The sequence below is a fragment of the Bradyrhizobium sp. WSM1417 genome (assembly GCF_000515415.1).
Taxonomy (GTDB): Bacteria; Pseudomonadota; Alphaproteobacteria; order Rhizobiales; family Xanthobacteraceae; genus Bradyrhizobium.
In genome coordinates this window covers 6,591,483-6,605,971 of record NZ_KI911783.1, presented here as the reverse complement: position 1 = coordinate 6,605,971, position 14,489 = coordinate 6,591,483, and the positions used below count along the sequence as shown (strand labels likewise).

13 protein-coding genes are annotated in these 14,489 nt (G+C 63.8%); 4 read left to right on the top strand and 9 right to left on the bottom strand.

All coding sequences use genetic code 11. The features are described 5' to 3' along the window. Positions 1–540: 540 nt before the first annotated feature. The gene (locus tag BRA1417_RS0132330; RefSeq protein WP_027519327.1) at positions 541–1,650 is read left to right on the top strand and encodes a hypothetical protein; all 1,110 of its coding nucleotides are present in this window, start codon (positions 541–543) and stop codon (positions 1,648–1,650) included. Positions 1,651–1,783: 133 nt separating this feature from the next. Here BRA1417_RS0132330 and BRA1417_RS0132325 read toward each other — a convergent pair whose 3' ends face one another. The 6 genes from BRA1417_RS0132325 to BRA1417_RS0132300 are packed head-to-tail and all read right to left on the bottom strand — an operon-like array spanning position 1,784 to position 7,655. Then, positions 1,784–2,269 (bottom strand): nucleoside deaminase, encoded by a 486-nt coding sequence (locus BRA1417_RS0132325; RefSeq protein WP_027519326.1) that lies wholly within the window; start codon positions 2,267–2,269, stop codon positions 1,784–1,786. Between the two features lie 13 nt (positions 2,270–2,282). Next, the gene (locus tag BRA1417_RS0132320) at positions 2,283–3,815 is read right to left on the bottom strand and encodes an ABC transporter ATP-binding protein (RefSeq protein WP_027519325.1); all 1,533 of its coding nucleotides are present in this window, start codon (positions 3,813–3,815) and stop codon (positions 2,283–2,285) included. Then, entirely contained in the window at positions 3,812–4,495 is a 684-nt protein-coding gene (locus BRA1417_RS0132315) for a cysteine hydrolase family protein (RefSeq protein WP_027519324.1), read from the bottom strand. Before BRA1417_RS0132315 ends, BRA1417_RS0132320 begins: the two co-directional genes overlap by 4 nt. A gap of 10 nt (positions 4,496–4,505) precedes the next feature. Further along, positions 4,506–5,432: an ABC transporter permease gene (locus BRA1417_RS0132310; protein WP_027519323.1), complete on the bottom strand. Its 927-nt coding sequence runs from the start codon at positions 5,430–5,432 to the stop codon at positions 4,506–4,508. 1 nt (position 5,433) lies between these two features. After that, positions 5,434–6,546 (bottom strand): ABC transporter permease, encoded by a 1,113-nt coding sequence (locus tag BRA1417_RS0132305; RefSeq protein ID WP_027519322.1) that lies wholly within the window; start codon positions 6,544–6,546, stop codon positions 5,434–5,436. Next, positions 6,543–7,655: a BMP family ABC transporter substrate-binding protein gene (locus BRA1417_RS0132300; RefSeq protein ID WP_027519321.1), complete on the bottom strand. Its 1,113-nt coding sequence runs from the start codon at positions 7,653–7,655 to the stop codon at positions 6,543–6,545. The genes BRA1417_RS0132305 and BRA1417_RS0132300 overlap by 4 nt, the downstream gene beginning before the upstream one ends. A 403-nt stretch (positions 7,656–8,058) precedes the next feature. Between BRA1417_RS0132300 and BRA1417_RS0132295 the strand changes: the two genes are divergently transcribed. Both BRA1417_RS0132295 and BRA1417_RS0132290 read left to right on the top strand, forming a co-directional pair. Then, positions 8,059–9,318 (top strand): allantoate amidohydrolase, encoded by a 1,260-nt coding sequence (locus tag BRA1417_RS0132295; protein WP_027519320.1) that lies wholly within the window; start codon positions 8,059–8,061, stop codon positions 9,316–9,318. A 97-nt stretch (positions 9,319–9,415) separates the two neighbouring features. Continuing rightward, positions 9,416–10,789: a hypothetical protein gene (locus tag BRA1417_RS0132290; RefSeq protein WP_027519319.1), complete on the top strand. Its 1,374-nt coding sequence runs from the start codon at positions 9,416–9,418 to the stop codon at positions 10,787–10,789. Between the two features lie 10 nt (positions 10,790–10,799). Here BRA1417_RS0132290 and BRA1417_RS0132285 read toward each other — a convergent pair whose 3' ends face one another. Both BRA1417_RS0132285 and BRA1417_RS0132275 read right to left on the bottom strand, forming a co-directional pair. Next, positions 10,800–12,119, bottom strand: coding sequence for a dicarboxylate/amino acid:cation symporter (locus tag BRA1417_RS0132285; protein ID WP_027519318.1), 1,320 nt, complete (start codon positions 12,117–12,119; stop codon positions 10,800–10,802). A gap of 217 nt (positions 12,120–12,336) precedes the next feature. Continuing rightward, the gene (locus BRA1417_RS0132275; protein WP_027519317.1) at positions 12,337–12,558 is read right to left on the bottom strand and encodes a hypothetical protein; all 222 of its coding nucleotides are present in this window, start codon (positions 12,556–12,558) and stop codon (positions 12,337–12,339) included. 351 nt (positions 12,559–12,909) lie between these two features. Between BRA1417_RS0132275 and BRA1417_RS0132270 the strand changes: the two genes are divergently transcribed. Next, complete coding sequence (locus tag BRA1417_RS0132270; protein WP_027519316.1) at positions 12,910–13,092, top strand: hypothetical protein; 183 nt, start codon at positions 12,910–12,912, stop codon at positions 13,090–13,092. Positions 13,093–13,110: 18 nt separating this feature from the next. On the opposite strand, the gene BRA1417_RS0132265 is transcribed toward BRA1417_RS0132270, so the two are convergent. Next, complete coding sequence (locus tag BRA1417_RS0132265; RefSeq protein WP_027519315.1) at positions 13,111–14,487, bottom strand: VWA domain-containing protein; 1,377 nt, start codon at positions 14,485–14,487, stop codon at positions 13,111–13,113. Positions 14,488–14,489 lie beyond the last annotated feature (2 nt).

The window sequence follows — 14,489 nt, the reverse complement described above, 5'->3', positions numbered from 1 at the left end:
AATACTGGGCTAGTTTGAACCGATGCGTAAGGTGTGAAAAAGCGTCATCCCTTGCTCAACGCTTTGGCAGGCAGGTGGTGTCGGCGAGGCGCGGCTCTCGCCGAGCGGCGATCGTCCTCAAATGCCTGCCGAGCAGCCGTTGCAGTCCCGACTTGCGTGCGACGCGTGTTGCAAATTTGTGACGGCTCAAGCCAAATCGGAACCCGCTATGCAGGCTTGGCGTGAAGTTAAGCAGAGACGCGCCATCACGCGTATGCATTTGCGAACACCGCGACTGTAGCTCCGGCCCATCTTGTCTGCCGCGTCCGCGCGACATGAAAAGGCGAGCGAAATCAAACGGGAATGTCCGGCAACGGCCGCTCTCGCCTGACCGTGTGGCGGTGAGGCTTGGCCTTCCAAATCCGCCGGTGAAACGCAGCGCCCTGTGCAAACAAGCGGCATGCCTTGAAACAAGTTGAGGCTTCTCACTCCAGGAGATCGGCGCAAGTGTCGCACCCAAGGGACGTTCATTTTTACGTGTCCAAACTTGGGGGTATTCGGATGTCGTTTCGTTTCAAGGCAATTGCAGCAGGCGCGCTGTCACTTGCTACGGTTGCTACAACTGGCTTGGCTCAGGCAGCGGATCTGCCGGTCAAGGCTGCCAAGAAGGCGGCCGACCTTCCGTTCTTCCTGGTGATCGACGACCGCGTCACCTTCTCCTACATCTTCAATGCCTCGCAGCCCGGTGCGTTCACCAACACCAACGGCGTGATCAACGCCAAGACGACGAAGCAGGTCTACTCGTTCACCCACTTCGATGCCTGGACTTACGGCACCAACTTCTTCACCATCTCGATGTTCAAGTCGGACCACAACGACCCGGCAGGCCCGTGTACCGCTACAGGCGTGGTCGTTTCGCCGGCTGCGGGCTTCGCAGCCACACCGACGAGCTGTGCCGGTGCGACAGAAATCTACGGTCTTTTCCGCTCGACCTTCGGCTGGAACGAGATCTTCAACACCAAGGCCTTCACCCAGGGCCCGCTGCATAACATCTCGTTCGAGGTTGGCATGGACGCCAACACGGAGAACCGGTATTTCGGCGCGGCCAAGCGCGACGTTGTCGCCGGTCTGCAGTTCGCCTTCGATCTTCCGTATAAGGGCTACTTTAACGTCGCGCCGCTGGTGTACTGGGAGTTCGCCAACCACAACTCCTTCTCGCAGTGCGGCGCCGGCTGGTCCGCTCCGTGTATTGCCGACGGCAACACGTCGTTCAAGCCGACCTGGGCGATCGAAACCAACTACTATATGGACCTCGGCTTCCTGCCGCAGAACATGCAGTATTTCTCGATCAGCGGCCGCGCGGCGTGGTACGGCAAGAAGGGCACCGACACTGAGCCGCTTCCCGCCAGCGTCGCCAACGGCGTCTATCCCACCAAGGTCGAGTTCAACTCCGAGCCGATCCGCCTGACCCTTGACGCCTCGAAGGCGATTTGGGGTGAGAAGTACTCGCACTTCGTGGACGTCTGGGTCGCCTACCGCTATTGGCAGAACAAGTTCGGCCTCGATCACAACAACGCCGTGGCCTGCACCACTTTGGCCGGTGGCGCGAGGGTGAGCACCGGCTCCTGCACCGAGTCTTCGCTCTACTCCGGTGTCACTGTGAAGTTCTAGCCACCTGACACGCTTCAGGTGAAGACGATGGCGCCGCGTCAAACCTCCGCGGCGTCATCTTCGTTTTGGGGCTGGGCTGGGTAGCGTCAGGCGGCCCTTCGGTGAGTGCGGGGCAAGGCCCGCTCGGCGCCGTCTACTTCGTCCACACGCCGTCGTGCAGCGCTTCGGCCTCGTCTTCGAGCAGCGGCCCTGTAACCTGTGTCGGCCGCTGGCCGCTGGCAAAAACCTCGCGACAGGGCAGGTCGAGGGTAGGGTTCTCCGGATGATCGCCGGTGATGCCGCGCAGGCGGTGTTCGCTGAGGCCATAGACGACTCGGCCGATGCCGGCCCAGTAGATCGCGCCGGCGCACATCGCGCAGGGCTCGGCAGAGGAATAGAGCGTGGCTCTCGCCAACACCTCGCGGCCGAGCGTGCGGCAGGCCTGCGTCGCGGCGAGGCGCTCGGCATGCGCGGTGCCGTCGTGATGCGGCATGTAGCCATTCTCGGCCTCGATCAGCACCTTGCCTTCGGCATCGACGACGATGCAACCGAAGGGATGGTTGCCGTGGGTGAGGGAACGGCGGGCGACCGCAAAGGAAAGGCGGAGGAAGTGCTCGTCGCGCTCGGACCCGCCGCTCATCGCTCTTCCCTGGTCAATGCCCCGCCATATGCCGGCCGACAACGGTCAGATCGGCTTCGCTGGTCCGTGCTTCATACACGAATTCGCCGTGGAACATCACCACCAGGCGATCGGAGAGCTCAAGCAGTTCGTCGAGATCCTCGCTGACCAGCAGCACCGCGGCGCCACGGTTGCGCGCGGCCATGATCTCGGCATGGATTTGCGCCACCGCCGCGAAATCGAGCCCGAAGCAGGGATTGGCCGCGATCAGCACCTCGACGTCACCGCCGAGCTCGCGGGCCAGCACGGCGCGCTGGACGTTGCCGCCCGACAGCGCCGAGATCGGCGTGTCGGGCGTGCGGGTCTTGATCTTGTACTGGGCGATCTTCTTCCTGGCGTCGACGCGGAAGGCACCGCGGTTGAGCCACCAGCCGAGGCTAGCGAAAGGCGCGCGGTCGAACTCGCGAAAGGCGATGTTGTCGGCGACGCTCATGCCGCCGACACAGGCGTTTTTCAGCGGCTCCTCCGGCAGGAGTGACATATTGTGCCGCCGCATCTCCTCGCGGCTGGCGTGATAGGGATCGCCGGCGACGCGGATCTCGCCACTCTCGGCTGCGCGCTGCCCCGCCAGCACCTCGACGAGCTGACGCTGGCCGTTGCCGGAGACGCCGGCAATGCCGACGATCTCGCCGGCACGGACCGTGAGGGAAACGTCATGCACGGCGATGGCGCCGGCGTCGTCGAGCGCGCGCATCTTCGCCAGCTCCAGCCTCGGCTTGCCGGCCTCACCGGTGCGGGGCGGCTGCACCGTCAGCTCCTCGGCGCCGATCATGGTGCGCGCCATCGCGTCCGGCGTCAGTTCGGACACCTTGCCGGCGCCGGCGAGCTTGCCGCGGCGCAGGATCGTGACGTCGTCGGCGAAGGCCATGACCTCGCGGAACTTGTGCGTGATCATCAGGGTGGTCAGCTCGCCCTTGACGACCATGTCGCGGAGCATGCCGAGCACCTCGTCGGCTTCCGCCGGAGTCAGCACCGAAGTCGGCTCGTCCAGGATCAGGAAGCGGCGCTTCAGGTAGAGCTGCTTGAGGATCTCGCACTTCTGCCGTTCGCCCGCGGAGATGTCGGAGACTTTTGCGCTGAGCGGGACCTTGAACGGCATGCGCGCGATAAAGGCCTCAAGCTCCTTCATCTCCTTCGGCCAGTTCACCACGGCCGGCACGTCGTCGCGCGCTAGCACCAGATTTTCGGCGACCGTCATCGCCGGCACCAGCGTGAAGTGCTGGTAGACCATGCCGAGGCCGAGGGCGTGGGCGTCCTTCGGATTGCCGATCGCCTGCTCGCGGCCCCCGACGAGGATGTCGCCCTCGGTGGCGTGATAGTAGCCCATAATGCATTTGACCAGGGTCGACTTGCCGGCGCCGTTCTCGCCGAGCAGCGCATGGAACGAACCCGGCCGCACCTTCAGCGCGACATTGTCCAGCGCCAGGAAATCGCCGAAACGCATGGTCATGGCGATGGCGTCGACGCCGAAGGCGCCCGACGGCGGCGGCGTTTCGCCGACGATCACGAAATCGCTCCGATGAAGGCGTCGGAGGTCGAGACCGCACCGAACACGCCGCCCTGCATCTTGATCATCTTCAGCGCGTGCTCGTGGTTGCTCTTGTCGGTGGCACCGCAGCAATCGTGCAGCAGTACGCATTCGAAGCCGCGGTCGTTGGCCTCGCGCATGGTGGTGTGAACGCAAACGTCGGTGGTGATCCCGGTGAGCACGATGTTCTCGATGCCGCGCACGCGCAGGATCAGCTCCAGGTCGGTGGCGCAGAACGAGCCCTTGCCAGGCTTGTCGATGATGGGTTCGCCGGGCAGCGGCGCGAGCTCCGGGATGATGTCCCAGCCGGGCTCGCCGCGCACCAGGATGCGGCCGCACGGGCCGGGATCGCCGATGCCGGCGCCGATCTGCCGGGAACGCCAGCGCTTGTTGGCGGGCAAATCCGAGAGATCGGGACGGTGGCCCTCGCGGGTATGGATGATGTGAAAGCCTTGGCCCCGCATTGCCGTCAGCAGTCTCTTGATCGGTTCGATCGGCGCCCGCGTCAGCGAGAGGTCGTAGCCCATCTTGTCGACATAGCCGCCGACGCCGCAGAAATCGGTCTGCATGTCGATGATGATGAGCGCGGTGTTGTCGGGGCGGAGATCGCCGTTATAGGGCCAGGCATAGGGCTCGGACTTGATGGTGCGCTCGGGCATGATTCGCTTCCTAGCGGGTGATCGACAATTCGGCCGGGGCTCCGGTCAGCGTGCGTTTCGGCGAGCAGGTGATGATCATGATCGCCAGCGTCAGGATGTAGGGGGCGGCGTTGAAGAGGTGGTAGCCGGAGGTGACGCCGACCGATTGCAGCGCCGGGCCCAGCGCCGCGGCGCCGCCAAAGGCAAGCGAGGCCCACAGGCACAGCAGGGGATCCCAGCGCGCGAAGATCACGAGCGCCACCGCCGTGATGCCCTGGCCGGAGGACAGGCCTTCGTTCCAGCTTCCGGGATAGAACAGCGACAGGAAGGAACCGCCGATGCCGGCAAGGAAGCCGCCGACCATTGTCGCGCGCAGGCGGATCAGCAGCACGGAGTAGCCCATCGCACGCGCGGCGTCCGAACTCTCGCCGGCGGTGCGGATCAGGAGGCCCCAACGGGTGGTCCGGAAGGCCCAGTAGAGAATTGGCGCGAGCGCGACGCCGATCAGGAAGAGTACGTTGACCCGTAGGGCCGCGCGCACCTGCGGAATGTCGCTCCACCAACCGAAATCGATTGCCGGCAGTCGAGGTGCCGTCGGCTCGATCAACGGTTTGCCGAGGTAGAAAGCTAGTCCGGTGCCGAACAACATCAGCGCGATGCCGACCGCGACGTCGTTGACGCGCGGCAACGAGCAGATGCCGGCATGCAGCGCGCCCAGAAGCGCACCGGTGATGCCGGCGGCGAGCACGCCCAGCCACGGCGATCCCGTGAGGTAGGAAATGCCGTAGGCGCTCATCGCGCCCATCACCAGCGTGCCTTCGAGGCCGAGATTGATGCGGCCGGAGCGCTCGGTGATGCATTCGCCCAGGCTCACGAACAGGAACGGGGTCGAGACGCGAATGGCGCCGCCGAGCACGGCGAGCGGGACGGTCCAGAGTCCGATCGAGCCGTCTGCCATCTCAGGACTTTCCTTTCAGAAACCCGATGCGGCCGTAGAGCGCGTCGCTGGCCAGCACGAAGACGAAGATGATGCCTTGCAGCACCAGCACGGATGCATCCGGCAATCCGAGGCGGCGCTGCAACAGCCCGCCGCTGGCGCTGATACCACCGAGCAGGATCGCGACCGGGATGATGGCGAGCGGATTTTGCCGCGCCAGGAAGGCGACGAGAATCCCTGTGAAGCCGTAGCCTGCGGCGAGATTGGCATTGGTGCGCCCCTGCACGGCGGCGACCTCGACCATGCCCGCAAGGCCCGCGGCGCTGCCGGCGAGGAAGCAGACGGTCAGGATCAGCTTGCTGACATTGAGGCCGACGATCTTCGCAGCGCGGATGTTGCCGCCGGCAACGCGCGCGGCGAAGCCGAACACGGTGTGATAGATCAGGATATAGGCGGCAATCGCGGCGATCAGGCCGAAGACGAGACCCCAATGCACGTCGGTGCCGGGAATCGATCCGATCATGTTGGTCGCACCGATCTCGCGAGTCGACGGCTTGTTAAGGCTGGCGGGGTCGCGCATTGCGCCTTCGACGAGATGGTTGAGGACCGCGAGCGCGATGTAAACGAGTAATAGGCTCGAGATCGTCTCGTTGACGCCGCGATATTGCCGCAGAGCGCCCGAGAGCATGACCCACAGGCCGCCGCCGATCACGCCGGCGATGACCATGGCGATCTGCACGACGAGCGGTGGCATGCCCTGAAGCACCAGTGCCGCGCTGGTTGCCGACAGCGCGCCGATCAGGAGTGCGCCTTCGCCGCCGATGATGACCATGCCGAGTTGGGCGGGCAGCGCCGTGCAGAGTGCGGTCAGGATCAGCGGTGCCGCGCGCGTCAGCGTGTTCTGCCATGAGAACCAGGTGCCGAACGCGCCGTAGTACATGTAGAAATAGAGGTCGAGCGGGCTCTTGCCGAACATCGCGACGAAGATGCCGAAGACCCCGAGCGCGCCGGCGAGCGCCGCGCCCGGGATCAGGACGTATTCGATCGCTCCGCCGTGGCGCTGGAGGAATCCCGGATCGGCGGCCGGGGCAACTGTCCCGACCGCTTCAACCAGATCTGCAGCTTCCGTCGTCACGAAGTCGCCCCGACCACGCCCTCCACGAGATAGTCCATCTTCTCGAGTTCGGGGTCCTTCTGGCCGCGATCGGTGCCGGCGGCGATCACCGTCTTGCCCTTGTTGTCGACCAGCCCTCCCTTGAAGATGGCGTAGCCGTCACCGGCCAAGAACTTGGCCTTGACGTCGTCGGCGTGCTTGCGCGCCTCGGCGGAGACCGCTTCGCCATAGGGCGAGGTCTTGACGATTTCTTCCTTGAGGCCGCCGCGATAGAAGTTCGGGATGCTCTCGCCGGCGGCGATCATCTTGACGAACTTGGGGTACAGCGCTTCCCAGTTCCACTCGGCTCCCGTGAGATACGCCTTCGGCGCGAGCGGCGACTGGTTGACGTGATAGCCGCACACCATGGCGCCCCGGCGCGCGGCGTTCTCGACCATGGTCTTCGGACCGTCGACATGGCAAGTGAGGACGTCGACGCCCTGGTCGATCAGGCTGTTGGTGGCCTCGGCTTCCTTGACCGGCATCGACCAGTCACCAGTGAAGATGACCTGCGTGGTGGCCTTGGGATTGGCAAGCCTCGCGCCGAGCGCGAAGGCGTTGATGTTGCGCAGCACTTGCGGGATCGGCTTGGCGGCGACGAAGCCGAGTTTGCCGCTCTTGGAGCTATAGCCGGCGACGATGCCCGAGATATACTGGGCTTCATCGATATAGCCGAAATAGCTGCCGGCGTTTTTCGGGTCCTTGTCGCTCCACAGGCCGCCGCAGTGCTCGAAGTGCAGCTTCGGGAATTTGTTGGCCATCTTGACCATGTGAGGATTGTAGTAGCCGAACGAGGTCGGGAAGAGCAGGGTGGCGCCGTCGAGATTGATCATGGACTCGATCGTCTTCTCGACCGCGTCGGTCTCCGGCACCTTCTCTTCTTCCACGACCTTGAGGCCGGGAATCTTCTTCAGCGCCGCCGCGCCCTGGGCATGCGCCTGGTTGTAGCCATAGTCGTCGCGCGAGCCGACGTAGATGAATCCGATGGTGGTCTCGGCCGCGAAAGCCGGACGAATGCCCGTCGCCGCACCGAGGGTGAGGGCCGCACCGCCCTGCAACAAATGACGTCGTGAGATCCTGCCAAATTCCATTGCTTGCTCCCCTTGGCGGATGCACCGCCTCATCTCGCGCTGCGCCGGTCTGGCGGAGCCCGGGATCAATTGTCGCAAGCTTCGTGCCAGAGGTTACCGAGAGAGAATCTTTGATTAAGACATTGAAATTAATTAGGGATTTTCGACAACTCGAGCCTGATCAGGAAAGCAGCAGATGAAATTATAGGCAATATTTTATAGTTGTATGCAATGGAGTTAAGCAGTCTTGACGGGCTTGGACATGTGCATGACGAGGGCCGGGTGGTCTGCCAGCGACCGCATTCATGCTAACCACGCGCTGATTGGAACGATGCGGCAGCGTGATTTCGCTGGCACCGAACTTGAATCGATTGTCGCCAGGACCGTCCTCGCCGCGGTCCCAAGAGATGGAAAGCCCGCCGAGATGGCTGTTGGTAATGCGGTTCAGAATGGTTCGCTCGGCGAAGAGATCGTGCGAGGGATCAATGAGCTCGCGGCGATCTCGGAAGAAGGCGACAAGCTCACCCGCATCTATCTGACCAGCGAGCTGCGCAAGGCGGCGGACCTCATCCTGAGCTGGATGCGCGACGCCGGCATGAGTGCGCGTCTCGACGCGATCGGCAATGTCTGCGGGCGCTACGAAGGCGAGCAGCCGGGCGCGCCTTGCCTGATGCTCGGCTCGCACTACGACACCGTACGCGATGCCGGGAAATGGGACGGGCCGTTGGGCGTGATCACGGCGATCGCCTGCGTCGCCGATCTCAACCGCCGCGGCAAGCGCCTCCCGTTCGCGATCGAAATCGTCGGTTTTGCTGATGAGGAAGGGGTGCGCTTTGCCTCGACCTTGCTCGGCAGCCGCGCGGTCGCCGGCACCTTTGACGAGAGCGTCCTCAACACACGCGACAGCGATGGCGTGTCCATGCGCGATGCGCTGGTGCAGTTCGGGCTCGATCCCGATCATATCGGCGCGGCCGCTCGGGCCCGCCGCGAGCTGCTTGCCTATCTCGAGCTGCACATCGAGCAAGGTCCTGTGCTGGAAGCACAAAACCTGCCCGTCGGAGTGGTCACCGCGATTGCGGGCGCGACACGGCTTGCCGCGCGGCTGACCGGCATGGCGGGGCACGCAGGCACGGTGCCGATGGCGCTTCGGCGCGATGCGTTGGCGGGCGCGGCGGAATGCATCGGCGCGATCGAGCAGTTTTGCCGCACCGACGAGGGTGGGCTGGTCGGCACCGTCGGCTACATCCAGGCGAGGCCCGGCGCGACCAACGTCATTCCAGGCGAGGTGTCGTTCACCATCGATATGCGGGCGCCGACCGACATGCACCGCAAGCGCGCGGTCGCCGATGTCGTCAGGCAGATCGAAGCCATCGCAAAGCGCCGTCAACTGTCGCTTCAGCTCGACGTCACCCACGAGAACCGCACCGCGCCCTGCGCGCCCTGGCTCAAGGAGCAGATCGCGCAGGCGATCAAGGCGGAGGGTTTTTCCGTGTTCGAGCTGCCGAGCGGGGCCGGGCATGACGGCATGGCCATGATCGACATTGCCGACGTCGGCATGATCTTCGTCCGTTGTCGCGGCGGGATCAGCCATCACCCCGACGAGCATGTCGAGCTCGCCGATGCCGACGCCGGCGCGCGGGTCTTGCTGCGGCTGATCGAGAATTTTCGGCCGCGGGAGGGCTAAACTGAACCCGCAAGTCACGGGATAGAGACACGAATCAGACAGGTCTAGAGCCGCGACGGTCTCCCGCCGAACCACGAGACACCATTCGACGGCGCCTATGAACAACGGCATCTCTTCTCCGTCCCATCGCGGAAACCGGTTTTACCAGGGCCTGACGGCGACCTTCGTTGCCAACGCGCTTCAGGCGGTGAACTTTCTCGGTGATCGATTCCTGAGGAAGTCGCATCATCCGTTCACGGCCATCGAGGACCTCTATCGGCACTCGATGGACAGCGCCTTTTCGTTGACCGAGTCCTTTCTCGTCACCGGCGCGCCGCACGCCTCTGCGTACTATCCGCGCGACTTTGCCTGGTTCTATCCCGACATCCTCGATCCCAACACCATCGTGGATTCGCAGGATGCGGTGCGCCGGGCTCGTCTGCTTGAAAAGAGCGTCCGCCTGCTGCTGGAAGCGGTTCGCGCCAACGTCGTCACGACGACCATCGTCCCGGCTGGGCGCGCCCGGTATCTCGGCGTGAACTACTTCTCGCGCCCCTCGGATACGCTGCTCGGCATTCTGGCCGGCCTGCGGCAGATGATCTCTGCCGAGGAGAGAGCGTCATCCTATCTGGCGATGTCGCAATGCGCGCATGCCGGCCGCCTGCTGCTGGCCGAATATTGCGGTGATCTGAAGCGCGCGATCCTCCAACTCGCAAGCGAGCTCGAACCGTTCAATGATGATGGCTCCACCTATTTGCTGTGCGACGCCAGTGCTCCGCGCTCCGCGGCAACCGACACGCGCGCGGAGCGCAGGCGTTTCGTCACCAATGCCTGCGTCCACACGACGTTCGTGTGGGGCGTGCAGCTCGGAATCGTCGACGAGAACGAGCTGAAGCGGCGGCTCGGACGCGACCTGGCGCAGCACAAGAGGGACCTGCTCCACCTGTTCGGCAAGGGCGGCTATATCAGGCATTCTCTTGATGGTCCCACGGGCTCGCCGGCGTCCTCGGTCGCGCTGGATTTCGTCAGTGTGCATCGCGGCTTCTGGGATATGAGCGAGCCGGCCGAGCGCGCGCTGTTCGCAGCCACGGCGGATCTGATCGTCGCGGAGCCGCGCTTTCGCATCCCCGGCACATTCCACTTCCTGGTATCCGCGGATAATCCGCGGAACAAGATGATCCACAAGATCGCGGCTCCCGCCTACCAGGGACGGTCCTCCTGGCCGACGTTCAACGTCGAGTTCGCGGATCGCATGCTGGACTATGACGAATTTTCGGGGAGCGATACCTACCGCGCCTGCGCGCAAGGAATATTGAAGGACATCCGCACCGCGACCGAAGTCCACGGCGGCTATCAGGAACTGATCTCGGAGCAGGGCCTGAAATATCGCACCTGGGCCTACAAGGGCGCCGTGGCCCACTCCTGGTTTCCGCGTTTCCTCTCTGTCTGGAGGAGGGCGCATGGAACGCCGCTCCTCCAGTGGAATGACTGAACGGCGGTCATTACCCCGCCGTTACGTCCACGAGCTCGCCGCCGTCGAGGACCTTCGCCGCCTTGGCGCGGTCGAGGTCGCCTTCCCAGGCGGCCACCACCACGGTCGCAACGCAATTGCCAGTGAGGTTGCCGACCGCGCGTGCCATGCCGATGAACCAGTCGACCGACAAGACCAGCACGAGGCCGATCGCAGGGATGCTGGGCACCGCGTTCAGCGTCGCCGCCAGAATCACGATCGCGGAGCCCGGTACGCCATGCGCGCCCTTCGAGGTGATCAGGGATACGCCGAGCACCAGCAGGAGGTCGCCGAAGGAGAGCGGCGTGTTGGTCGCCTGCGCGATGAAGACGACTGCGAGCGTGAGATAGATCGAGAAGGCGTCGAGGTTGAAGGAATATCCGGTCGGAATGACAAGGCCGACGACGGAATCCTTCACGCCCATCCGCTCCAGCTTCTTCATGATCTGCGGCAGCACGGCGTCCGACGAGGCGGTCGCGAGCACAATGGTCAACTCCTCGCGCAGGTAGGCGAGGAATTTGAGGATGTTGATGCCGGCAAGCGCCATGACGCCGCCGAGCACGCCCAGCACGAAGATGCCGACCGAGACGTAGAACAGCGCCACCAGTGAGACGAGCTGCTTGAGCGAGCCGACGCCGTATTTGCCGACGGTGTAGGCGACTGCGCCGAGAACGCCAAGTGGAGCGACGCGGACGATAAGCCCCATGACGCGGAACAGCACGGTCGAGGCGGCATCGATCATCGACGTCACGAGCTTGCCTTTCTCACCGCCGACCAGTGCGAGTCCTACGCCGAACAGCACGGCGAAGAACAGCACCTGGAGCACGTCGTTGCGCGACAAGGCGTCGAAGGAGGTGGTCGGGATCACGTTGAGCAGGAAGGAGCCGATGCCGCCGCCCTGAAGCTTGTGGGCGTTGTCGGCATAGGTATTGAGCGCCTTGGCGTCCAGCGTCGAGGGGTCGATGTTCATGCCGTGGCCGGGGCCGAAAGTGTAGGCCAGGATGAGACCGACAACGAGCGCGACTGTGGTCATCACCTCGAAATAAACCAGCGCTTTGACGCCGACCCGCCCGACCTTCTTGAGGTCGCCCGCACCGGCAATGCCGTGCACGACGACGCAGAACACGATCGGCGCCACGATCATCGAAATCAGCTTCAGGAAGGCGTCGCTGAGAATCTTGAGGGAAATGGCAAAATCCGGCGCGGCCACCCCTAGAATGATGCCGAGGATCAGCGCGGCCAGGACCTGAACGAATAGCGATGTGTAGAGCGGCTTTGGCTCGGCGGCCGGGGCCGCGGCAATGGTCGACATGGTGACTCCCCCGTTTTTACGACGTCTCGATCGTCGAAAGGAGCAACTGGCGTGCCAGATTGTCGCGGTTTTCGCTGAGGAGGAGGTCTATTTGGTCGCTTTTTGCGGTGCGACTGGGCATCCGCATCGGCACCGGGAGACCGTTCGAGGTGTCATCGGTCAGGTGGACAGGCGATTTTGCGGTCGTATTGTCATGTTCCGCGCGCGGGTGGCCGCGTCACGCCGCCAGATCCAGCAGCCGACACGATCCGCGTACCAGCACCTTGCGTCCACTCGACGTCATGACCGGAACGCCGTCGCAGACGGCGACAAGACCGAGCTTGACGAGGCTCTCGATGAGATAGGCCTTCGCAAGGCGACCGTTCGACACCGGGTTGCGGAGCGCCTTCAGAACCTCCCACTGGTCCGGCGAAAGATCGAAGTCGATGTCGTTGCTCATGTTGCCTCAAGCCGTAGTGCCGTTCGTGCGCCTCTGTTAGAGGCGCTGCATGAAGACCGTGCGACGACAATGAGTCGGGAATTCGGTGAGGTGTTTAGAACTCCTCTTCACAAATTGCTGCACGCCATTGCGCCACAAGCGTTAAGACCGCTCGATCACGAGGACCGTCCGGAGCCTCGATCACATATTGATGATGTGGGCTTCATGTTGGTCGGCAAACTACCGCACTGCACAGGAAGCGCTGCTGTCCCATTCTGCGTCGCAATATGCACAGAAATCATGAGACGAAGGGTTCGGGATTCTGTTACGCTGGTTCACGGAGAATGGCTTCACACGGCAGGAGTGGAGTGCATGAACAGACTGGTCGAAATTCGTAGTCAGGAATCCCTGTGCCGGGAGCGCGCCGCGCTTGATTTCCAGCGCCGGGTTTTCTGGCTTGCGCAAGCTCAGGAATGGGAGCAGCGCGCGCTTGACGAGATCGCCTATCATTTCCGGGAGTGCAATGTGGCTCAGACGGAGCTGATGCGAAACTGACGTCGGCTTGGGTAAGGCCTACTGATAAGTCGCCACAATATCGGACACCGCGCGCTCGAGCTGCTGCGCGGTGGCGCACTGGCGCACCACGCTGCAGAAGGTCGCATAGCGCGGCATCTCGGAATCGCCAAAGCCCCAGGCGAGACGTCCTTCGGGATTGAGCCACACCAGTCGCTTCGAGCGCTCGGAGATGCGGCGCAGAATGTCGGCGCGCGGATCGAGATTGTTGCTGCGGGCATCGCCCAGCACGATCACCGTGGTCTGCGGCGTCAGCGTGCTCATAAATTCCTTGTCGAAATCGGCCAGCGAAGAGCCGTAGTCCGAGGAGCCGAAGCCGACCTTGGACATGATCTCGGCCATCGCCTCTTCCGGCGGTTTCGATTCCAGGACGTCGCTGACTTCGATCAGATGCGAGGAGAACGCGAAGGAATGGACGTCGTCGACCACCTCGTGCAGCGAGTGGATCAGGAGCAGGAAGAAATCCGAGACCTGCGCGACCGAGCCCGAGACGTCGCAGAGCGCCACGATCTTCGGCCGGTCGCGATGCTTGCGCTTCCAGGCCGTGAGAAAGGGGATGCCGCCCCAGGCAGCGTTGCGGCGCAGCGTGCGGCGGACGTCGAGATGACCGCGCCGCTGGCGCTTGCGTGGTTTCGAATAGCGCTCGCGAAGGCGCCGCGCGATCTGGCGGATGAGAGTGCGCATTTCCGCGACGTGGCGCCGCTCGATGCGGGCAAGCGGCGCGTTGCGCAGAATCTCGTTGCGGAGGTTTTCAGCCTCCTCGCGGGCATAGAGCGCAAGCCCCTGCGCGACGGTGTCGCGAACGGCTTCGCGCAAGGCATCGAGCGCGGCGCGAAGCCGCTCGGCCAGTGCCGGATTGGTCGCGGTCAGCTCGTCGAGATCGTCGCGTAGCCGCTGGAGCCCCATGGCGTCGAGGATGCGGCTGGAAAATATGCCTCGCTGGGTGGAGTAGCGGATGTCGGACAGGGAGGCCGCACCTGAGGCGCTGGCGATCGCGGCGGTGATCGCATTGCGATCCTGCGACAGCAGCATCTGCGCGAGGGGGCCCAATTCTGCGGGAGGAGAACCGCCGCTCGCATCGCTGGCCTCGCCGGACGATGGAGATTGATCCGCGTCCTCCGAAACATCGTTGCTGTTGGCTTCAGATTGTTCCTGCCGCGGCTCCGGTTGACTGAAGAACAGATCGAAGCAGTCACCGAGCGCGAGCTTTTCGTCCTGCGACTTGGCGAGCGTCAACAGGAGCGCATCGCGCAGGATGGTCCGGTCGGAAACGCCGACCTGCGCGACCGCGCGCATCGCGTCGATGCTTTCGGCAGGCGAGACATGGACGCCGGCGCCCCGTGCCGCACGGAAGAAACGATGAATATTCTCGCGCATCG